The organism is Phenylobacterium sp. LH3H17 (assembly GCF_024298925.1).
GTDB lineage: Bacteria > Pseudomonadota > Alphaproteobacteria > Caulobacterales > Caulobacteraceae > Phenylobacterium.
On the sequence record NZ_CP101283.1, the window covers coordinates 878,863 to 899,424 of the forward strand.

Genomic DNA, 20,562 nt, shown 5'->3' on the forward strand with positions numbered 1-20,562 from the left:
GGCCCTTAGCCCGCTCGCAACCGCTGAAGGAGCCAAGCGCTTGTCGAAACTGATCCTCCTCCGCCACGGCCAGAGCCAGTGGAACCTCGATGACCGCTTCACCGGCTGGGTCGACGTGGACCTGACGGCCGAGGGCGAGGCCCAGGCGACCAAGGGCGGGGAGCTGATCAAGGCCGCGGGCCTCTCGATCGACCGGGCCTTCACCTCCGTGCTGACCCGGGCCATCCGCACCCTGTGGCTGGCGCTGACCAGCGCCGGGCAGGTCTTCGTCCCGGAGACCAAGGACTGGCGGCTGAACGAGCGCCACTACGGCGGCCTCACGGGATTGAACAAGACCGAGACCGCCGCCAAGCACGGCGCCGAACAGGTGAAGATCTGGCGGCGCTCCTACGACATCCCGCCGCCGCCCCTGGCGCCCGGCGGCGAGTTCGACTTCGCCAAGGACCGCCGCTACACCGGCGCCGTCCTGCCGGACACCGAGAGCCTGAAGACCACCCTGGAGCGGGTGCAGCCCTATTGGGACGCGGAGATCGCGCCGCACCTCAAGGCGGGCGAGACCGTGCTGGTGGCCGCCCACGGCAATTCGCTGCGGGCGATCGTCAAGCTGCTGTACGGCCTCGACTCCGAGGCGATCATCGGCGTCGAGATCCCTACCGGAAATCCGTTGCTGATCGACCTGGACGCTAACCTTAATCCGATCGCGGCGCGCTACCTCGACGAGAGCCGCGCCACGTCCTTGCCCCAGGCGGCATGAGCGCGACCGACCAGGACCACATGCGCCGCGCGATCGAGCTGGCGCGAACCAACCTCGGCCTGACCGCGGACAACCCGTCCGTCGGCTGCGTCATCGTAAGGGCCGGCGAGATCGTCGGGGAGGGGGCGACCGCGCCGGGCGGGCGCCCGCACGCCGAGGAGCAAGCCCTTGATCGAGCGGGAGAAGCTGCGCGGGGCGCCACGGCCTATGTCACCCTAGAGCCCTGCGGGGCGCGTTCGTCGGGCGGGTTTTCGTGCTCGGAGCGACTGGTCGCCGCGCGCGTGGCGCGGGTGCTGATCGCCTGCGAGGACGCCTCGCCCTTCGCCGCCGGACAGGGCGCCGAACGGCTGCGTGCCGCCGGGATCGAGGTTCAACTGGGGGTTTTGGCCGGCGAGGCCAGCGCGCTCTATGTCGGCTATCGACCCTGCGACGATTCACCCTAACCGCCTTAAGTGGCGGAAAGAGCGTGTTAATTGCCGGGCGGTAGGATTGGCCCAGTTTCCCCGGGTTCCCCAAGTTCCGTATGTCGATCCTGACCGCGCCTACTCCAGATCTTCCCAAGCTCGGACAGACCGAGTTCGAAGCCATCTGCGCCAAGCACGACCGCCTTTGGACCTCCAAGCCCGGCGGCGCCCGGGCGGTGTTCGCCTGGCGTGACCTGTCGGGGCTGGATCTTCGCGGCAAGAATCTCTGCGACGCCGACTTCACCGGCGCGATCATGGCCGACTGCCATATGCAGGGCGTGCGGCTGGACCACGCCAACCTGTTCGGCGCCGACCTGCAGAACTCCAACCTGACCGACGCCTCCATGCGCCGGGCCGACCTGCGCGGCGCCTGCCTGCGCAACGCCAATCTCACGGGCGCCGACCTGTTCGAGGCCGACCTGCGCGAAGGCTCCATCGCCGCCGTCGACCGCGACAAGGGCCTGCGGGTGCTGGAGCACCACAACCGGGTGGGCGACGCCAACGGCGCGATCCTGGCCGGCGCCAATCTTGAGCGCTCGCGCCTGTCCGGCGTCATGGCGATCAAGGCCGACTTCAGCGATGCGATCCTGAAGGACGCCAAGTTGGTCCGGGCCAACCTCAAGCAGGCCAATATGTCCGGCGCCAACATGGCCGGCGCGGACCTGTCGGGCGCCGACCTCGCCGGAGCCGACATGCGCGACTGCATTCTCGTCGGGGCCAAGACCTTCGCGTGGAACGTCAGCCAGGCCGACATGCGCGGCGCCCTGACGGACGAGCCCTCGGGCAAGTCCGTCGAGGACCTGCCCTACAAGACCATGATCCGCGACCACGCCAAGTGGTGCGAGACCGGCGGCTCCGAGGGCACGCCCAGCGTGTTCGACAACGCCGACCTGCGGGCCCTGGAGACCATCCGCGGTTTCAACCTGACCGCGCTGTCGGCCAAGGGGGCGACGTTCTACGGCCTCGACATGGAAGGTGTGCAGCTGCAGGGCGCCCAGCTCGACGGTGCCGACCTGCGCAACTGCAACCTGCGCCGGGCCGACCTGCGCGGCGCGCGGCTGGTGGGGGCCAAGATGTCGGGCGCGGACCTGCGCGACGCCCAGCTCGGACCGCTGCTGATCGGCGCCGACCGCATGCTGCCGGCCAACCTGACGGGGGCCAGCCTGAAGAACGCCGACCTCGCCCGCGCCGACGTCCGCCACGCCATCCTGGTCGACGCCGATCTCAGCCGCGCCAATTTCACCAACGCCATGGTCAAGCAGACCGTGCTCACCAACGCCCAGAAGTGGGGCGCCCGGGGCCTGGAAGACGCCATCTGACGCGTCAGCCGCACGGCTCCCAGTAGGCTTAACGGTTCAGTCGGTCTTCCGCGCGTAGACGACCGGCATCGTGAGGTTAAGAGGGAGATCGTTCCGTGAGCGCCATCGGGCTGTCGGGTCGCCGCAAGCTTTCTGCGGGTGAGATCGAGATGATCGTCGTGGCTCACGAGCGCTTCGTCGCCGGCAAGCCCGGCGGCAAACGGGCCGCCCTGCGGTTCGTCGACCTCTCCCGGGCCGAGCTCTCGGGGCGCGACCTCTCGGACGCCGACCTCTCGGCCTCGATCCTCGACGGCGCCAAGCTGGTCGGGGCCAACCTTTCGCGAGCCAACCTGTTCGGCTGCGACCTGCGCAAGGCCGACCTTCGTCACGCCAACCTCACGCGCGCCGATCTGCGCGGCGCCTGCCTGCGCGGAGCCGACCTCAGCCGCGCTGATCTCAGCCAGGCGGACTTCCGCATCGGCCAGATCGCCATCCCGCATCCCAGCAAGGGCCTGGCCTCCTTGTCGCACGAGCGCCGGCACGGCCAGCTCGACAACGCCGTGCTGGCCGGCGCGACCCTGCACGGCTCGCAGATGGACGAGGCCTCGGCCTATGCCGCCGACTTCACCGACTGCTCGCTGAAGGGCGCCAAGCTCGCCCGCGCCAACTGCAAGGACGCCAATTTCGCCGGCGCCATCTTCGACGGGGTCGATCTGGCCGGCGCCAACCTGGAGGGCGCCAACCTCTCCGGCACGGTGCTGTGCGACGTCGATGTCGGCGCCGCGCGGCTGTCCGACGCCACCAACATGCTGGGTTCCATCGGAGTGGTCACCTCCGAGGCCATGGCCAAGGCGCCGTCGCTGCTGGACCAAGCCCTGTCCAACCACCTGTGGTGCAAGACCGGCGGACGGGAAGGACAACCGGCGATGCTGGACGGCGAGGACCTGCGGCCCCTGGGCGACAAGCTGCGTGGCCTGCGCCTCAGCGCCATGAGCGCCAAGGGCGCAATCATGGTCGGCCTGGACCTCACGGGGACCCAGTTGCAGGGCGCCAACCTGGAGGGCGCGGACCTGCGCGGGGCGATCCTGGATTCCGGCGACCTGCGGGGCGTCCGGATGGCGGGCGCCAACCTGATCAAGACCGATCTGCGCGACACGGTTTTCGCCCCGCTACCGCTTGGCCCCAGCCGCAGTCAGCCCTCGCAACTGGGCGGGGCGAAGCTGCGCTACGCCATCGCCCAGCGCGCCGACATGACCGGGGTGATCCTCGACGGCGCCGACCTGCGCGGCAGCGACTTCACCAGGGCGATCATGACCGGCGCCAGCCTGCGCGACGTGGGCCTGGCGGGCTCGGTCGGCCTCGAGATCGTGCTGGCCGCCTAGTCTCCAGTGGGCTGGCGTCCGGGCAGCCGCTAGTCTCGGGTCATCTCAACGGGAGACCCAGCATGGACACCGTCAGCGTCGAGACCCGCGGCCGCACCGCCATCGTCACCATCGAGCGTCCCGAGCGACGCAACGCCGTGGACAGCGCCACCGCCCAGGCCCTCTACGACGCCTTCAAGACCTTCGACGCCGATCCCGCCCTGGACGTGGCGGTGCTGCAGGGTCGCGGCGGGACCTTCTGCGCCGGCGCCGACCTGAAGGGCGTCAGCGAGGCGCGGGGCAATCCGGTCAAACGCGAAGGCGACCTCGGGCCCATGGGCTGCACCCGGCTGGCGCTCGGCAAGCCGGTGATCGCCGCCGTCGAGGGCCACGCCGTGGCCGGCGGCATCGAGGTGGCGGCCTGGTGCGACCTGCGGGTCGCCGCCGAGGGCGCGGTCTTCGGGGTGTTCTGCCGCCGGTTCGGCGTGCCGCTGATCGACCTGGGGACCGTGCGCCTGCCGCGTCTGATCGGCCACTCCCGGGCCATGGACCTGATCCTCACCGGTCGGCCGGTGGAGGCGCAGGAGGCCTACGCCATCGGCCTGGCCAACCGCATCGCGCCGCGCGGCGGGGCCCTCGACGCGGCGCTGGAGCTCGCCGCCCAACTGTCGGCCTTTCCCCAGACCTGCCTGCGCAACGACAGGCTCTCGGCCATCGGCCAGTGGTCGCTGGACTGGGAGGCGGCGATGCAGGCCGAGGTCGACATCGGCCTCGAGACCCTGCGGTCGGGCGAGGCCCGCGAAGGCGCCGCCCGCTTCGTCGCCGGCGAGGGTCGCGGCGGGGCGTTCTGAGCTACCCGTCCGGCTCGCCGGTGGCGAAGCTCGGGAATTCCGGGCAGGTCCGGCAGCCGCTCCGCCGCCGCCGTGCGGTCAGCTGGTGAGACCAAGAAAAGGCCGGCGCGATGACTCGCGCCGGCCAGTTCGTAGAAGGGGGCGGGCGGCGCGGAGGGGGCGCGCCGCCCGGAAGGGAAGTCCACCTGGCTGTGGGGCGGTCAGGCGGCCTTCCCACCTTCGATCAGGTCGGGCTGGGTCGAGGTGGCGATCTCGATCCGGCGGGGCTTCAGGGCCTCCGGCAGCTCGCGCTTCAGAGAGATGGAGAGCAGGCCGTCGGCGAGCGCGGCTTCGGTGACCACCACATAGTCGGCGAGCTGGAACCGGCGCTCGAAGTTGCGCTCGGCCAGGCCGCGATGGAGGTACTTGCGCTGGTCGTCGTTGGCGGCCTTGCGACCCTGGACGGTCAGGAGGTTTTCCTTGACCTCGATGTTCAGTTCATCCGGACGGAAGCCGGCGACCGCGATCTCGACGCGGTAGGCATTCTCGTCGGTGCGCTCGATATTGTAGGGCGGATAGCCGGCGGCCGCGTCGACGCGGGCGGTTTCCAGCAGGTCGGCCAAACGGTCGAAACCGACGACCGAACGATACAGCGGGGAGAAGTCGATAGTGCGCATGTTGAGCCTTCTTCAGTAAGCAAGGTTGCGATGTTGTCGGACGGCGCGCGAGCCAAGTCGGCCTCGTGCATTGCCCGGAAGGCCCGGATGTCCAGCGCCTTCGACTGCTTAGGTGGGAGAGCTGAATTCTGGTTCAAGGGGGGCCTCGCAAGACGCCTTGCCAGGATCGCGATGCACACTAGGCTCGCGCCCAATTCGCAAACAGCTGAGGCGCTCGAAAGATGTCCACCCGTCGATTTGTACTGCTCGCCGCCGGCGCGCTGATCGCGCTTTCCCAGCCCGCCGCCGCGGCTGAGGACAAGGCGCTGAAAGCCGCCGTCGCCGGCGCCGAGCGCGGCGCGGCCCATGTCGCCCGCGACCCCGCGCGCCACCCCTACGAGACCCTGGCCTTCTGGGGCGTCAAGCCCAAGCAGACCATCGTCGAGATCTCGCCGGGCTCCGGCTACTGGACCGAGATCCTGGCGCCCTACGCCAAGGCCACCGGCGGGACCTATGTGGCCGGGGTGGGCGATCTCGCCAATCCGAAGATGACCGACGCCGGCCGCAAGGCCCGCGCCGACTTCGAGGCCAAGTACGCCGACGAGGCCAAGTTCGGGAAGATCTCCTATGTGGGCTTCGGCGCGGTGTCCGGCCCGCTCGGCGCCCCGGGTTCGGCCGACATGGTCATCACCGCGCGCAACATCCACAACTGGCTGTGGACCGAGGGCATGATGGACAAGTCGATGAAGGACTTCGCCACGGTGCTCAAGAAGGGCGGCGTCCTGGCGGTCGAGGAGCACCGCGCCGATCCGACCCGCGACCAGATCGCCGACGCCCGCGACGGCTACGTCTCCACGGCCAATGTGATCGCCGCCGCCGAGAAGGCCGGCTTCAAGCTGGCCGCGAAGTCGGAGGTCAACGCCAATCCCAAGGACACCAAGGACCATCCCTTCGGCGTCTGGACCCTGCCGCCGTCGCGCTGGACCGTACAGGGCGGGCGCAGCCAAGACCCCGCCTTCGACCGCGCAAAATACGACGCCATCGGCGAGAGCGACCGGATGACCCTGCGCTTCGTGAAGAAGTAGCCACGCTTTGACCACCGTCTCGGGTCAGTCTAACCCGGACGGTGGTTCTTCGAATGGGGCGTATTCCTTGAATTCAATGGCCCTGCTTTCGCGCCGAAGCGCCCTGTTGAGCGGGCTCGCCCTGGCCTCGTGCGGCCGCAAGGCCGACGCGCCCGCAGCTCCTGTCAAGGACGCCATGACCCTGCAGGACGCGGTGGCCGGAAGCTGGCGGACCGCCGCCGACAAGGCCCGCGACCCTTGGCGCCATCCGGTCGAGAGCCTGGAATTCTGGGGCCTCAAACCCGGCCAGACGGTGGTGGAGTTCTGGCCCGGCGCGGGCTGGTACACCGATATCCTCGCGCCCTATCTGGCGGCCAACGACGGCAAGCTGATCGCCGCCAATCTGGAGCCCGCCGACCCGGCCGCCGTCGAGACCGTCGAGGCCTTCCGCCGCAAGCTGGAAGCCGACCGCAAGCTCTATGGCGCGGTGGAGATCACGGCCTTCGGGGCGACCAGCGGTCCGGTGGCGCCGGCCGGGACCGCCGATCTGGTGCTTTTCCTGCGCAATCTGCACAACTGGATGGCGGCGGGCATCGTCGAGAAGGCGTTCCGTGACGCCTTCGCGGCGCTGAAGCCTGGCGGCGTCCTCGGCGTGGAGGAGCACCGCGCCGCGCCCGGCGGGGTGCAGGACGCCCTGGCCGCCGACGGCTATGTCGATCAGGCCTATGCGGTGCGCCTGGCCCAGGAGGCCGGTTTCGCCCTGGACAAGGCCAGCGAGATCAACGCCAACCCCAAGGATACGCGCAGCCATCCCTTCGGGGTCTGGACCCTGCCGCCCGTGCGCCTGACCGCGCCGCGCGGCGAGCCCCAGGATCCGGCCTTCGACCGCGCCAAGTACGACGAGATCGGCGAGAGCGATCGGATGACCCTGCGGTTCGTGAAGCCCTCGTAGCTCACCGCCACTCACGGCTGCCGCGCGCCAGATGAACGGGACCTCGCGGCCGGCGTCAGAAATGGGCCATCTTGTCCGGGCTAGAACGGCACGGTCGCTTCACGCTAAAGGCCAGGAATGCTTCGCACGCCCCTCTTCGCCGCCCTCGTGGCCGGCGCCTTCGCCGTCCCGGCGTTCGCCCAGGACGGCGCGATCCTGCCCGGCTACTGGGCGGTGACCAACAAGGTCAGCGCGGTGATCAGCCAGACAAAGAAAGAGAACCGATGCATCACCCCCTCGGAGGTGCAGAAGTTCATGATGGGGCCGTCCAACCGCCACTACAAATGCGACTATCCCACGAGGATCTTCAAAGGCGGCAAGATCACGCTGAAGGGCAAGTGCGCCACCAGGAACGGCCACACCGCCCTGCTGGAAGCCACCGGTTCCTATTCGCCGACAACCTTCAAGATGGTTGCCGATATCGACACCTCCTGGTCGGGCTTGCCGCTCAGCGGCCGGGCGACCACCGAGGCTAGGCGGATATCCGAGACCTGCCCGGCGCCTGCCGCCACGGCGGCCTCTCCGCCAGCCTAGGCGGAGTGATCGACGGGCGCGGTGGCGCTTTTCAACTGGAACCCTAGCGGCGCCGTTTACTTGCCGCTCGCCAGGGGCGAAGGTGCCGCTCACTTCCCCGTGAGAGACGATCCCCGTATGGCGACCCTTCAGGAACTGACGCAGCGTGTGAAGGCCGCAGTCGGCGAGGACGCGGGTCTGGGCAAGAGCTTCAAGATCGACCTGCGCGGCGAAGGCTTCATCCACATCGACGGCGGCGCGGTCACCAATGAGGACAAGCCCGCCGACCTGACCTTATCGGTCAAGCATGCCGACCTGGAGGCCCTGGGCCGCCGGCAGCTCGATCCCATGACCGCGGTGATGACCGGCCGGTTGAAGCTGTCGGACATGGGGCTGGCCATGTCGCTGCAGCCCCAGATGCAAGCGCTGTTCTCCAAGCTCGGATGAGACGTCCGTGACCGCACCCCTTATCGCCACCCCCACCGCGCCGATCCCGCAGGGAGGCGAGGCCGACTGGTTCAGCGGCGCCGGCGGCGCCCGCCTGCGCGCGGCCCTGTTCCCGGCCAAGGGGAAGGTCCTGGGCTCGGTGGTGCTGAGCGGCGGACGCACCGAACCTATTGAAAAGTATTTCGAGGTCGTCGAGGAGCTGACGGCCCGCGGCTTCGTGGTGCTGACCCACGACTGGCGCGGCCAGGGGCTGTCGCATCGCGACCTGCGCGATCGTCTGGCCGGCCACGCCGACGGCTATCAGGCCTTCCTGCGCGACTTCGAGGCCCTGCTGGCCGCCTATGGCCCGCGCCTGCCCAAGCCGTGGTACGCCCTCGGCCACTCCATGGGCGGCTGCCTGACCCTGCTGGCGCTCGCCCACGGCCAGGCCAGGCACTTCGAGGGCGCGGTGCTCTCCGCGCCCATGCTAGGCGTGCGCACCGGCAATATCCCGCTGGTGATCGCCCGCGGGCTGGCCGGCCTCAACGTGCTGTTGGGCCGCGGCGGACGCTACGCCCGGCCGCCGTCCAACGCGACGGAGACCTTCGAGACCAACGTGCTCACCCATGACCGCGCCCGCTGGGCGCGGACCCAGGCTCAGGTCGCGGCCTATCCGGATCTGGCCCTGGGCGGCCCCACCTGGGGCTGGCTGGACTTCGCCTTCCGGGCGACCGCCTATCTCGGCCAGGCGGGGAACTTGAAAAGCGTGGCGATTCCGGTCGTCATCTGCTCGGCGGAAAAAGACAAGCTTGTCGACAATGATGCGCAAAGGGCCGTGGCCGCGAAACTGCCGAAGGGCGAGTTCCTCGATGTGCAGGGCGCCTACCACGAAATCCTGATGGAGACGGACACTATGCGGAACATCTTCTTGCGGGCGTTCGACGCTCTGACGGGCAAGTCGCCGGCCCCGGCCCCGGCCCCGGCCCCGGCCCCGGCCCCGGCTCCCGCCGCCGCGCCGGCGCCCGCTCCGGTGGCCGCCGCTCCGGCTCCCACCCCGGCTCCCACTCCGGCGCCCGCCGCGCCGGCAGCTCCGAAACCTGCGGCGCCCAAGGCTGCGGCCCCGAAACCCGCGGCTCCGAAGCCTGCGGCGAAGAAGGCCCCTGCCAAGGCGGCCGCGCCGAAGCCGGCCGCCACGCCTAAGGCTCCCGCCAAAGCCGCCGCGAAGCCGGCCGCCGCCGCCAAGGTCGCGGCTCCGAAGGCGGCCGCTAAGCCGGCCAAGACGGCGCCTGCGAAAGTCGCCGCGAAGCCCGCCGTCACCAAGCCCGCGACTAAGGCCGCCGCGCCGAAGAAGGCGCCCGCGAAGCCGGCCGCCCCCAAGGCGATCAAGCCCGCAGCGGCCAAGCCAGCGCCGAAAGCCGCCGCCAAGCCCGCGACCGCCAAGAAGCCCGCCGTCGCGAAGAAGCCGGCGCCGAAGAAGTAGCTATTTCGCCGACCGTCGCAGGGCGACCAGGGCCTCGTCGAGGCAGGCCTGGTCGCCGGCGATGACGATCTGGCCCCCGTGCTGGCCGACCGGCGCGCCGCGCCAGTCGGTGACCAGGCCGCCCGCGCCCGCGATCAACGGGATGGCGCTCTCGATGTCCCAGGACTTCAGGCCGGCCTCGATGACCATGTCCATCGTGCCCGCCGCGACCATGGCGTAGGCGTAGGCGTCGCAGCCCAGCCGCGCCAGCTTGGCGGCGGCCCGCACCTGGGTCCAGGCGCCCAGTTCCGGCCCGTCGAAACAGCCCTCCGGATCGGTGGTGGAGATGATGGCGTCGGTGAGCTTGGGGCAGGGCCTAACCTTCAGCGGCCGGCTCGCGCCGCGCGAGATCAGCCGCGAACCGCCGGCATGGCCGATATAGAGCTCGCCGAGATAGGGCTGCCCGATGGAGCCGAGCACGGGTTTCCCGTGGTGGCGCAGGCCGATCAGGGTGCACCAGAGCGGCAGGCCGGCGATGAAGGCCCGAGTGCCGTCGACGGGATCCAGCACCCAGACGAACTCGGCGTCGGGGCGATCCTCGCCGTATTCCTCGCCGATCACGCCGTGGTCGGGATAGCGCTGCGAGATCAGTTTTCGGATCGCGGCCTCCGCGCCCTTGTCGGCGGCGGTGACGGGATCGAAGCCCTTGAGCCCGCCCTTGTCCTCCAGGCCGTGGTCGGCGCGAAACAGCGGTTCGATGGCCGCCGCCGAGGCGGCGTTGAGTTCGATCAGGAAGCTGTCCAGTTCGAAAAGACGGCCGGCGGCGAGGATGGAGTCGGGCATGGCTCCCGCTTTACCCCGCCGCCGGTCCCCGCGAAATCCCCCCCCAGGGCCCGCGGGTCGCCAATGTCGCGTTGGGCTCAGGCGATGGGATGGTCGCCGTTGAGCGACTTGGCGAGGTCTAGGAGGCGGCGGCGCGGACGCTCGCCGAGCTGGTAGTAGGCGCGGATCAGGTCGAGGGTTTCCTTGCGGGCGAACATCTCGCCGCCGGCTTCACCTTCGCCCGCGGTCTCGCGCTGCGCGGCTTCGGCGAAGCCGTCGTAGAAGTAGCCGACCGGCACTTCCAGGGCCTCGGAGAGCTGCCACAGACGGGCCGCGGAGATGCGGTTGGCGCCGCACTCGTACTTCTGGATCTGCTGGAACCGGACGCCGCAGGCGCCGGCCAGTTGTTGTTGGGTCAGGCCGAGCAGCCGGCGACGCCGGCGAAGACGCTTGCCCAGGTGAACGTCGATGTTGTTGCCCATGGGCTCCATATCGCCCCCCTCGCATCTGCTTGGAGCCGTCCCAAAACGAAACGGCTTGAGCTGGATCGCGCAAATCGCGCGCCAAGCGAGCGGAGTTCGCGTTGCACGGAAGGGAACGACACGACTACTAGAGGGACATGACGCAGGCTGGACCGTCCCGATGGCAGGACTTCCTCTGGCGCCTCGAGGCCCTGGCCTTCGACGCGGTGATCCTGCTCGCCCGCGCCCTGCCGGTGGACGCGGTCTCCGACTTCGGCGCCTGGTTTTTCAAGACCTTAGGCCCGCTGACCAGCGCCCACCGGGTCGCCGAGACCAACCTGCGCATCGTCTTCCCGCAGGCCTCCGACGCCGAGATTAGACGCCTGCTGCGCGCCCAATGGGACAATACCGGCCGCACCTTCCTGGAGCTGCTGATCATGGACCGGATCATCGGCGACCCGGATCGCGTCGAGGTGGTGAACGCCGCGCGCCTGCGGCAGATCGCCGCCAAGAAGGAGCCCGTGGTGTTCGTTTCGGGCCATTTCTCGAATTTCGAGGTGATGCCCGCGGTGATCGTGAATTCGCCCGTGGTCAGCCAGATCACCTATCGGGCGATGAACAACCCGTATGTGGAGGCGCGGGTCCGTGACTATCGTTTCCGCTACGGCGTCCGCTACTTCGCGCCCAAGGGCGGCGACGGCGCGCGCGAACTCCTGGCCGCCCTGGGGCGTGGCGAGTCCGTGGCCCTGATGAACGACCAGAAGTTCAACGGCGGGGTGGCGGCCCCGTTCTTCGGCCGCACCGTCCACACCGCGCCCGGGCCCTCGCGCCTCGCCCTGCGGTTCGACACCGTGCTGCAGCCCATGTCCGTGCAGCGCAAGCACAAGGCCCGCTTCCGCGTGGTGGTCCACGATCCCATCGCGCTCACCAAGACCGGTGACATGGCCGCCGACATCGAGGCCGGGGTGCGCAAGGTCAACGCCTTCATCGAGGCCCAGGTGCTCCAACGTCCCGCCGAGTGGTTCTGGACCCACCGCCGCTGGCCTAGCGAGGTCTACAAGCGCGCGCGGTAGCCGAGCTCAGGCCGGCGCGGCGCCCCCCAACATCAGCATGGGATCCATGCGCCGGCCGCGCCACAGCACGCACCAGTTGGCGACCGGTGGCGCGGTCGAAGCCGACCACGAAGGCGCCGGTGGCCGAGGCGCGGGCGGGGCGCTATAGGCCGGTCCGAACAGCGCGAATGTAGCTGGCCCGCTGAGCGCCGCCCGACGGTTCAGGGGTTCAGTTCCTTCCAGCGCGCCGTGGCCTCCGCCGGGGTGGCGTAGGCTTCCTGCAGCGCGGGGTTCCAATAGCGCAGCGCTTCCACCGGGATCTTGGCCTTGGTCACGGCGCAGAGCACATAGCGGCCAGGCTTGAGGACGACGAATTCGCCGTCGCCGTAGTGCAGGACAGCGAGGTCGGCCGGCTGGCCGGCGAGGTCACGATCATGAGCGTTCATGGGCGCCATTCTAACCGTGGAAGGCCGGTTCGAACAGGCCAGCCTGGGTTCAAGCGCCGAACCGACGATCGGCAAGCCTGCGTGGGTCAGGGCTTGGACTTGCCTGGCGCGCCGCCGCCTTGGCCGGGTGTGCCGCCGCTCTGACCAGGGGGACCTCCGCCGCCTTGTCCTGGCGTTCCGCCACTTTGGCCGGGTGTTGCGCCGCTCTGCCCTGGCGCCCCGCCGGATTGGCCCGGCGCCCCGGAACCCCCGGATCCTCCGCTCGACTGTCCACTGGACGCGCTCGCCATCACGATCGAGGTCGAGTTGAAGCTGGTGGAGATCGAAGTGCTCAGGCCCAAGGCGGACAAGCCAAGGGCCGCGGAAACACAGGCCAGAAGCAGCGCGTATTCGGCCGCTGACGATCCATTGTCATCACGAAGAAAGCAGCGATCGCGCAATTTCATCGGCGTGTCCCCAAACACAATTCTAATCGCCAAGTTTTCGCTTGCTCAAGCCCAATACTGATATTGGGGTCATCATTGGGGATAATTAGGAGAACTGGCCACAAGCTTCACCCGTGGCTTGAATCGCACTTGGCCGCGATCTGCGCGCTTAGAATAGATCGCCCTGGGCGGATGGCGTGGCGGCGGGCTTGGCCGGCCTTGCGGGCTTGGGCGCCGCCGCCGCCGCCGAGGTCGGCGTCCCGTCGATGGTCGCCTCGCGGGCCTGGTCTGCGAAGATCAGGCGAACGCTCTCCCCGCTGACCAAGGATCCGCCTTCGCGCACCAGCGAGCGGTCCGGCCGTTCGACCCGGGCGAAGCCGCGCTTTAGCGGGGCGTCGGGGTTCACCGAGGCATAGAGCTTGCCCAGGCTTGTCAGCCGCTCGCCGGCCCGCTCCAGCCCGCGGTCGACGGCGGGGCGGAGTCGGACGGCGATCCGCGACAGGGCATCGGCCTGAAGCTGCTGTGGGCGCTGCAGGAGACTTGGAATGAGCCGCGCGCAGACCCGGTTCAGTTCGTTGCGGCGCAGGGTGACGCTGCGCTCGAGGCTCGCCGTCAGGCGCTCGCCAACGCCCTTCAGCCGCTCGGCCCGAATCCGCTGCGGCTGCTGAAGCAGCATCGGCGTCAGACGCGCGCCGGCGCGCACCAGCGCGGTTTCGTGGGCCGCCACGTTTCGCGCCAACCCCGCGCCTAGCCGGCTGGCGACCAAGTCGAAGCGCTGGCCGGCCATCTCCACGAGGTCGGGCACGCGGGCCAGGGCGCGGCCGGCGTTCTGCACCCGGCCTCGGCGGTCTTCCACCATTCGGCCGCCGCCGCGGTGCAGGCGGGCCGACAGGTCGGCGATCCCGGCGCGCAACTCGCTCAGGACCGGGGTGGCCATCTCGGCCGCCGCCGTCGGCGTGGGCGCGCGCCGGTCGGAAACAAAGTCGATCAGGGTGGTGTCGGTCTCGTGACCCACGGCCGAGATCAGCGGAATGGTCCCGGCGAACACGGTCCGCGCCAGGGCCTCGTCGTTGAACGCCCAGAGATCCTCCACCGAGCCTCCGCCGCGGGCGACGATGATGATGTCGGGGCGCGGGACCGGCCCGCCGGGCTCCAGGGCGTTGAACCGGGCGATGGCGTTCGCGACCTGGGCGGCGGCGGTCTCGCCCTGGACCACCACGGGCCAGACGATCACCCGGCAGGGCCAGCGATCGCGGATGCGGTGCAGGATGTCGCGGATGACGGCGCCGGTCGGGCTGGTGATCACCCCCACCACGGCGGGCAGGGCGGGGAGGGCGCGCTTGGCGGAGGCTTCGAAAAGGCCCTCGGCCTGCAGCTTGACCTTCAGCCGCTCCAGTTGGGCCAGCAGGGCGCCGACCCCGGCCGCCTCCATGGTCTCGATGACGATCTGGTAGCGGGAGCCGGCCGGATAGGTGGTGATCTTGCCGGTGACGATCACCTCCAGCCCCTGCTCGGGCCGGACGGAGAGGTTGCGGACCGAGCCCTTCCACACCACCCCGTCGATGGCGGCGCGATCGTCCTTGAGCGTCAGATAGACGTGGCCGTTGGAGTGGTGGGTCACCTTGCTGAGCTCGGCGCGCAGACGCACGAAGCCGTAGGCGTCCTCCAGGGTGCGCTTGAGCGCGAAGGCCAGTTCCGAGACGGAATAGGCCTTGGCGTTGGAGTCGGTGTCGACGTCGGTCATCGGGGAGGAAGGTAGCGGGGGTGGGCGTAAACCCAACCCCCTAGACTACAGATCGCGAAAATAGGCGGGGCGCGTTCGGCGACGATACGCATCGCCCTTCAGTGTGAACGCGCCCGCGACCCATCCCCCCGGAACTGAGATCTCGGAACTAGATGTAGCGGCGCAGCGAACGAGCCAGTTCGTTGGCGCCCGAGCGCTTCTTGGTCTGGGCCGGCTGATAGGCCACCCGGGCGTGCTCCAGGCAGTAGGGACCGTCGTCCTGGCGGCGGCCGCAGAAGGTGAAACCGTCGCTGGACGGATCGCCGATCGGCCACTTGCACATGTGGGCGCCGAGCGTCAGCACCGTGGCGGTGCCCGGGGCTTCCTCGACGTAGCGGACGGGCGAGGGGACAGGCAGGTTCTGCGCGCTGACCGGCTCGGCCAAGCGGCGCGGCGCGGCGGGCTGGACCGCCGGACGGGCGGGACGCGGAGCCTTGAACACCGGACGGGCCGGCTTGGACGGCGTGGCGCGGCCCGAGAGCCCCAGGCGGTGGACCTTTCCGATGACGGCGTTGCGGGTCACCCCGCCCAATTGTTTCGCGATCTGGCTGGCCGATAGGCCGTCCTGCCAGAGCTTCTTAAGATTCTCGACGCGTTCGTCGGTCCAACCCATGTCTGGCCTCCACCGTTTGGTAACGTCCCGGCGCCGCCCCCGCGGTGGTGTCCGGGATCAACATCTTGTGGCAGCACGCTTTTGCGGGCTCCATCAACTACTAGATATCGTAACTAAATCCCTAACGGCCACAATAGGCGCCACACGCTTAGTCCACAGGAACAAGATGTAGCGTCGCCACGCCGCACCCTTGCGATCTGCGCGCGGCGGGCGCACATCGGCGGCATGAAGGATGTTCCCGACGCCCCGGCGGTCATTCCGCCCCTGCCGCGCGACTATCACGGCTTCAACTGGGCCGGCTTTTCGACCCTCTACCTGCGCGAAATCCGCCGCTTCTGGAAGGTGGGGATGCAGACCCTCGCCGCGCCGGTGGTCACGGCCCTGCTCTATATGATGGTCTTCGTGGTGGCCGTGCGCGGCGCGGCGCCGCCGATCCACGGCACGCCCTTCGCGACCTTCGTGGCGCCGGGTCTGATCATGATGCAGATCCTCAACAACGCTTTCGCCAACTCGTCCTCGTCGCTGCTGCAGGCCAAGTTCAACGGCCTGATCGGCGACTTCATGACCCCGCCGCTCACCCCGCTGGAACAGGTCGGCGCCTTCGCGCTTGGCGCGGCGACCCGCGGCGTCGTGGTCGGCACGGTCACCTGGCTGGCGGTGTTGCCTTTCGCCAGCCTGCCGATCGTCCACCTGTGGGCGATCCTCTACTACGGGATCGGCGCGGCCCTGATCCTGGGCTTCCTCGGCATCATGGCCGGTCTGTGGGCGGAGAAGTTCGATCACATGGCGGTGGTGACCAATTTCATCATCATGCCGCTGACCTTCTTGTCGGGCACCTTCTACCTGGTCGACAAGCTGCCAGAGCCGTTCCGAACGGCCAGCCATTTCAACCCGTTCTTCTATCTGATCGACGGCTTCCGCTACGGCTTCATCGGCCATGCGGAGGGCTCGCTGGTCGCGGGCATGGGCATGACAGCCGGCCTGGTCGCGGCCTTCGCCTTCACCTGCCTGTGGATGTTCGAGACCGGCTACAAGCTGAAGACCTGAGGTCGCGCCGGCCTAGCCTGCCGGCGCTATCTCCAGGCGCGGGGTCCCCTGGACGTCCAGCCGGATCTGGCCGCGCCCCGGCCGCGTCAACCGGACAGGGGCGGCCTTCTCGTCCAGCCGCCGGCGCAGCAGGATCAACCGGGTCTCGAGGTTATCCTTCAGGTCGGGCAGCCTGAGGCTGGGTTCAAGGCGGATTTCGCGGTTGGTGAAGTCGCGCCGTCCCGTCTCCACGAACACCTGCAGCAGGTGAAACAGCAGCCGGCCGGGCACCCCCTTGATCAGGTAGGCGTCGTCGATGAACACGCTGTCGTCGAAGCTGAAGGACTTCACCCGAAAGCTCCCGGCGGCGACGCCTCCCGCTGCGCCGGCCAACGGTGGGGCGAGGGGCGCGGCGGATTCGCGGGCCTCAAGTTCGGCCAGGCGAAGGCTGGCGGCCAACTGGGCGCCGATCAGGGTCAAGGCGTCCTCGTCCTCGCCGGTGAAGCTGAACCGCTCGGGGGACTCGGCGAACAGAACGCCCGTCGCCCGCCCGCGGCTGACCATCGGCGCGGCCAGCTGGCTCTGGGGCTCGACGAGGCCGGGCAACGGTATGTGGCGCGCCGCATCGATCTCGGCCGAGTTCCGAACGGCCTCGGCGAAACGTCGCCCCCGGCTCATGTCGCTGAGGCGGACCGGTTGCAGGGTCGCCGCGGCGATGCCGATGGAGCCATCCCCCAGCGCCACCTCGGAGCCGACCCCGCCGACCGCATAGCCGCGGCTGGCAAGGGTGGTCAGGCGCGCGGCGCCTTCGTCCAGTGAAAGGACCATCACGTTGGCGAAGCCGAGGTCGCGGGTCAGTCCGTCCAGCGTGCGGTCGATCATGGCGTCGGCGTCGGACTGGGCGGCCACCGTCGCCGCCAGCCGCGCGGCCAGGGCCAGGCGCTCTCCGTCATTGACCGGTTCCGGCGGCCGTACGGCGGTCACCGCGGCGCCGCCCGGCGCGGGGCGGCAATCTATCACGCGATAGAGGTCGGCGCTGCGCAGGGCCATGACCTCGCCCATGGCGTGCTGGGAACTGATGGCCTTGAGCTGGGCGGCCATGCGCTCGAAGGTCTCGCCCTCGCCGAGGGAGCGTTCGTAGGCCAGGTCGAGTGCGTATTGCTGTCCGGTCCGCCCGTCGACGACCACCAGCGCGGCGCGTCCGGTGGCCTTCACGTTGGCGACGGTCTTGGAGAAGAACTGGTTGGAGAGGGCCACGTGGGTCTCGTCCACCAGATAGACCTGGGAGAGATATGAGACATTGGGCGTGCCGGCCGCGTCGAGCGTCGCGACGATCGACGGGATCACCCCTTCGAAGCAGTCGCGGATGGCGCTGAGGGGCACGGTCATGGCGCGACCTTGCCGAGCTGCGCGCCGGCCCCGGGACCGGGGGTCTGGGCGAAGGTCGAGCTGGGGCTCAATCGCAGCCGCACCAGCCCGACCCGGGTGAGCCACTGGTCGATCTGGCGCTGCTGCACTCCCAGATCCAGCAGCACCCTGGTCATGTCGTCCGCATAGCGTTCGGCCACCACCTGATCGGCGGGGTCCACGGGCGCGACGTCCACAACCTCGCCCTTGAGCTGGAAGGTCTTGTAGTCGGAAGGCCGGCAGGCGGTGAAGGCGATCTGCGAGCCGGCCGCGACGCCCCCGAGGGCGTCGGCCCATTGGCTGGGCGAAGCGAAGATGTCGATGGCGTCGCGCTCAGGCGTCACGCGGGCTCCGATGGCGCGGCCGACGGCCGGCAGGCCCGCGAGGCTTCGCGTCCCCAAAACCATCATCACCGGGCCTTCAATGAAGGCCGCCAAGTCCTGTCCGATCACGCGCCGCCACCCCATCGCGGTCCGCCGCGACACTAGCTGCATAGCGTAATCTTAGGAACGCCGTTCGCCCGATAGGAACCATTTAGGATGAGGGGCCGGGGAGCCGCGCCTACAGAGCGTCCATCGAAACCCCGCCGCCGCGACGCCTCGTCGAAGCGGCTAGATGATGAGACGCCCAATGTCCGAATCCGAATTCCTGACCCAGGCCGTCGCGGGCCGCTGGGACATCTATGGTCCGGTCCATAAGGGACTGCGACTCGCCCACGGCGACATGGCCGCCAGGCTGGGTCGCGCCGACTTCACCCGCGACCAGGGCAAGCTGCTGGCCGACCTCGCCGGCCACCTCGCGTTGGGAGCCAAGCATCTGGCCCACGAAGAGGCCCATATCCACGCCGCCCTGGAGGCCCGCGCGCCGGGCGCCACCGCCGATCTCGACGCCCAGCACGACCATCACCGGGCGCAGTTCGACAGCCTGGCCATCTCCATCCGCGCCGTGCAGCACGCCGCCCCCGCCGACCGGCCGATGCTGGGCCGCGTGCTCTACCTGGCCTTCAGCGGCTTCGTCGCCGAGGACCTGGAGCACATGCGGCAGGAGGAGACGATCATCTGGCCGAAGCTGTGCGCCCTGTTCACCGACCAGGAACTGGCCGGGATTGAGATGGCGATCATCGGATCGCTGGCGCCGGAAGAGGTCATCGCGTTCATGCGCCTGATGCTTCCGGCGATGAACCCCACCGAGCGGACAGGCCTGCTCACCGGCATGAAGGCGGACGCCCCGCCCGAGGCCTACACGGCGGTGATCGAACTGGCGGCCCGGCCGACCCTGCCGGCCAACGATTTCACGGAGCTCGAGCGGCAGGGGCTCGTCGCTTGAGGCCGCTCGCATCGGCCTGGGGGCGAACCGAAGATTGACAGACCGCCGTTCGAAGCCGAAAACGCCAGGCCTTCCGGTCCCCGTCGCTCAAGCGGCGGGGATGCTTCCGTTTTGGAGGGTTATCCCGTGTCCGAAAAGACCGCGCCTCAAGCCGCGACCGTTCCCAACGACCACATCATGGGCGTCTACAACCGCGCCCCGCTGGCGTTCGAACGAGGCGTGGGCGCGCGCCTCTACACCACGGACGGGGAGGAATACCTCGACTGCATGGCCGGCATCGCCACCACGGGCCTGGGCCACGCCAATCCCAAGCTGGTCCAGGCGCTGAAGGACCAGGCCGAGAAGCTCTGGCACGTCTCCAACGTCTTCACGATCCCGGGCCAGGAGAAGCTCGCCAAGGTGCTGACGCAGGCCACCGGCCTCGACGTGGCCTTCTTCACCAACTCCGGCGCCGAGGCGATCGAGTGCGCGATCAAGACCGCGCGCAAGTACCATTGGTCCAAGGGCCATCCGGAACGCATCGACATCATAGGCTTCGACGGTTCGTTCCACGGGCGCACGCTGGCGGCGGTGAACGCCTCGGGCAACGCCAGCTACCTCGAGGGCTTCGGCCCGCGCATGCCGGGCTTCATCCAGCTGCCCTTCGACGACTTCGACGCCCTGAAGGCGGCGGTCGGCCCGACCACCGCGGCGATCATCATCGAGCCCGTCCAGGGCGAGGGCGGCGCGCGTTCGCTGTCGGAACAGAGCCTCAAGGACCTGCGCCGGCTCTGCGACGAGACCGGGACCCTGCTGATCCTTGATGAGATCCAGTGCGGCCTGGGACGCACCGGCAAGCTCTTCGCCCATGAGTGGGCGCAGGGCGCGACCCCGGACATCATGGCGGTGGCCAAGGCCCTGGGCGGAGGCTTCCCGGTCGGCGCCTGCCTGGCCACGGCCGAGGCCGCCTCGGGCATGGGCGTCGGTTCCCACGGCTCCACCTATGGCGGCAACCCGCTGGCCATGGCCGTGGCGCTGGCCGCCATGGAAGAGCTGACCAGCCCTGAGCTGCTGGCCAATGTCCGAGAGGTCGCGGGCTATTTCAATCAGCAGTTCACCGGCCTGAAGGACCGCTATCCGGACGTCATCCTCGACATCCGCGGCAAGGGCCTGCTGATCGGTCTGAAGCTGGCCACGCCGAACCGCGAGATGATGCAGCATGCCCGCGACCAGCACCTGCTGATCGCCGGCGGCGGCGACAACTGCGTGCGCCTTCTGCCGCCGCTGAACCTGACCCTCGACGAGGCCCGCGAGGCGGTCGAGCGTCTGGAGCGCGCCTGCGACGCCGCCCGCGCCAAGGCCAAGGCCGCGGCTTAGGAACCAATCCGCTCATCCCGGCCCCCTTG

22 protein-coding genes are annotated in these 20,562 nt (G+C 69.4%); 14 read left to right on the top strand and 8 right to left on the bottom strand.

What is annotated here, in order from left to right; genetic code table 11:
* Positions 1-40 precede the first annotated feature (40 nt).
* From gpmA to M9M90_RS04330, 5 genes are all read left to right on the top strand, one after another.
* On the top strand, positions 41-754 hold the full coding sequence (gene gpmA, locus M9M90_RS04310; RefSeq protein WP_254835936.1) for a 2,3-diphosphoglycerate-dependent phosphoglycerate mutase: 714 nt from the start codon (positions 41-43) through the stop codon (positions 752-754).
* A complete protein-coding gene (locus M9M90_RS04315) occupies positions 751-1,197 on the top strand; it encodes a bifunctional diaminohydroxyphosphoribosylaminopyrimidine deaminase/5-amino-6-(5-phosphoribosylamino)uracil reductase RibD (RefSeq protein WP_254835937.1) in 447 nt (148 codons plus the stop codon). The genes gpmA and M9M90_RS04315 overlap by 4 nt, the downstream gene beginning before the upstream one ends.
* 80 nt (positions 1,198-1,277) lie before the next feature.
* Positions 1,278-2,537, top strand: coding sequence for a pentapeptide repeat-containing protein (locus tag M9M90_RS04320; protein ID WP_254835938.1), 1,260 nt, complete (start codon positions 1,278-1,280; stop codon positions 2,535-2,537).
* A 95-nt stretch (positions 2,538-2,632) separates the two neighbouring features.
* Positions 2,633-3,898: a pentapeptide repeat-containing protein gene (locus M9M90_RS04325; RefSeq protein WP_254835939.1), complete on the top strand. Its 1,266-nt coding sequence runs from the start codon at positions 2,633-2,635 to the stop codon at positions 3,896-3,898.
* Between the two features lie 62 nt (positions 3,899-3,960).
* Positions 3,961-4,728: a crotonase/enoyl-CoA hydratase family protein gene (locus tag M9M90_RS04330; RefSeq protein WP_254835940.1), complete on the top strand. Its 768-nt coding sequence runs from the start codon at positions 3,961-3,963 to the stop codon at positions 4,726-4,728.
* 200 nt (positions 4,729-4,928) lie between these two features.
* Here the strand turns inward: M9M90_RS04330 and M9M90_RS04335 are convergent, their stop codons facing one another.
* Positions 4,929-5,384, bottom strand: coding sequence for an Hsp20 family protein (locus tag M9M90_RS04335; RefSeq protein WP_254835941.1), 456 nt, complete (start codon positions 5,382-5,384; stop codon positions 4,929-4,931).
* A gap of 221 nt (positions 5,385-5,605) precedes the next feature.
* On the opposite strand from M9M90_RS04335, the gene M9M90_RS04340 reads away from it, so the two are divergent.
* The 5 genes from M9M90_RS04340 to M9M90_RS04360 all read left to right on the top strand — a co-directional run bounded on the left by M9M90_RS04340 (position 5,606) and on the right by M9M90_RS04360 (position 9,837).
* The gene (locus M9M90_RS04340; RefSeq protein WP_254835942.1) at positions 5,606-6,448 is read left to right on the top strand and encodes a class I SAM-dependent methyltransferase; all 843 of its coding nucleotides are present in this window, start codon (positions 5,606-5,608) and stop codon (positions 6,446-6,448) included.
* A 76-nt stretch (positions 6,449-6,524) separates the two neighbouring features.
* The gene (locus M9M90_RS04345; protein WP_254835943.1) at positions 6,525-7,379 is read left to right on the top strand and encodes a class I SAM-dependent methyltransferase; all 855 of its coding nucleotides are present in this window, start codon (positions 6,525-6,527) and stop codon (positions 7,377-7,379) included.
* Positions 7,380-7,496: 117 nt separating this feature from the next.
* A complete protein-coding gene (locus M9M90_RS04350; RefSeq protein WP_254835944.1) occupies positions 7,497-7,952 on the top strand; it encodes a DUF3617 family protein in 456 nt (151 codons plus the stop codon).
* Between the two features lie 117 nt (positions 7,953-8,069).
* A complete protein-coding gene (locus M9M90_RS04355; protein ID WP_254835945.1) occupies positions 8,070-8,378 on the top strand; it encodes an SCP2 sterol-binding domain-containing protein in 309 nt (102 codons plus the stop codon).
* A gap of 7 nt (positions 8,379-8,385) precedes the next feature.
* The gene (locus M9M90_RS04360; RefSeq protein WP_254835946.1) at positions 8,386-9,837 is read left to right on the top strand and encodes an alpha/beta fold hydrolase; all 1,452 of its coding nucleotides are present in this window, start codon (positions 8,386-8,388) and stop codon (positions 9,835-9,837) included.
* Here the strand turns inward: M9M90_RS04360 and hisN are convergent, their stop codons facing one another.
* A complete protein-coding gene (gene hisN, locus M9M90_RS04365) occupies positions 9,838-10,659 on the bottom strand; it encodes a histidinol-phosphatase (RefSeq protein WP_254835947.1) in 822 nt (273 codons plus the stop codon).
* Positions 10,660-10,736: 77 nt separating this feature from the next.
* The gene (locus M9M90_RS04370) at positions 10,737-11,129 is read right to left on the bottom strand and encodes a helix-turn-helix domain-containing protein (RefSeq protein WP_254835948.1); all 393 of its coding nucleotides are present in this window, start codon (positions 11,127-11,129) and stop codon (positions 10,737-10,739) included.
* Between the two features lie 128 nt (positions 11,130-11,257).
* Between M9M90_RS04370 and M9M90_RS04375 the strand changes: the two genes are divergently transcribed.
* Positions 11,258-12,172 (top strand): lysophospholipid acyltransferase family protein, encoded by a 915-nt coding sequence (locus M9M90_RS04375; RefSeq protein ID WP_254835949.1) that lies wholly within the window; start codon positions 11,258-11,260, stop codon positions 12,170-12,172.
* A 200-nt stretch (positions 12,173-12,372) separates the two neighbouring features.
* On the opposite strand, the gene M9M90_RS04380 is transcribed toward M9M90_RS04375, so the two are convergent.
* The 3 genes from M9M90_RS04380 to M9M90_RS04390 all read right to left on the bottom strand — a co-directional run bounded on the left by M9M90_RS04380 (position 12,373) and on the right by M9M90_RS04390 (position 15,418).
* Positions 12,373-12,597 carry a DUF2093 domain-containing protein gene (locus tag M9M90_RS04380; RefSeq protein ID WP_254835950.1) on the bottom strand — a complete coding sequence of 75 codons (225 nt, stop codon included), beginning with the start codon at positions 12,595-12,597 and terminating at the stop codon, positions 12,373-12,375.
* Positions 12,598-13,191: 594 nt separating this feature from the next.
* Positions 13,192-14,766, bottom strand: a complete 1,575-nt coding sequence (xseA, locus tag M9M90_RS04385; RefSeq protein ID WP_254835951.1) for an exodeoxyribonuclease VII large subunit — start codon at positions 14,764-14,766, stop codon at positions 13,192-13,194.
* Between the two features lie 148 nt (positions 14,767-14,914).
* Positions 14,915-15,418 carry a GcrA family cell cycle regulator gene (locus M9M90_RS04390; protein WP_254835952.1) on the bottom strand — a complete coding sequence of 168 codons (504 nt, stop codon included), beginning with the start codon at positions 15,416-15,418 and terminating at the stop codon, positions 14,915-14,917.
* A 225-nt stretch (positions 15,419-15,643) separates the two neighbouring features.
* Here M9M90_RS04390 and M9M90_RS04395 point away from each other — a divergent pair, with 225 nt between their 5' ends.
* Positions 15,644-16,465, top strand: coding sequence for an ABC transporter permease (locus tag M9M90_RS04395; protein WP_254835953.1), 822 nt, complete (start codon positions 15,644-15,646; stop codon positions 16,463-16,465).
* Between the two features lie 12 nt (positions 16,466-16,477).
* Here the strand turns inward: M9M90_RS04395 and M9M90_RS04400 are convergent, their stop codons facing one another.
* On the bottom strand, positions 16,478-17,833 hold the full coding sequence (locus M9M90_RS04400; protein WP_254835954.1) for a GAF domain-containing protein: 1,356 nt from the start codon (positions 17,831-17,833) through the stop codon (positions 16,478-16,480).
* Complete coding sequence (locus M9M90_RS04405; protein ID WP_254835955.1) at positions 17,830-18,303, bottom strand: hypothetical protein; 474 nt, start codon at positions 18,301-18,303, stop codon at positions 17,830-17,832. Before M9M90_RS04405 ends, M9M90_RS04400 begins: the two co-directional genes overlap by 4 nt.
* 178 nt (positions 18,304-18,481) lie before the next feature.
* On the opposite strand from M9M90_RS04405, the gene M9M90_RS04410 reads away from it, so the two are divergent.
* Entirely contained in the window at positions 18,482-19,177 is a 696-nt protein-coding gene (locus M9M90_RS04410; RefSeq protein WP_254835956.1) for a hemerythrin domain-containing protein, read from the top strand.
* A gap of 177 nt (positions 19,178-19,354) precedes the next feature.
* Positions 19,355-20,533, top strand: a complete 1,179-nt coding sequence (locus tag M9M90_RS04415) for an aspartate aminotransferase family protein (protein ID WP_254837217.1) — start codon at positions 19,355-19,357, stop codon at positions 20,531-20,533.
* Positions 20,534-20,562 lie beyond the last annotated feature (29 nt).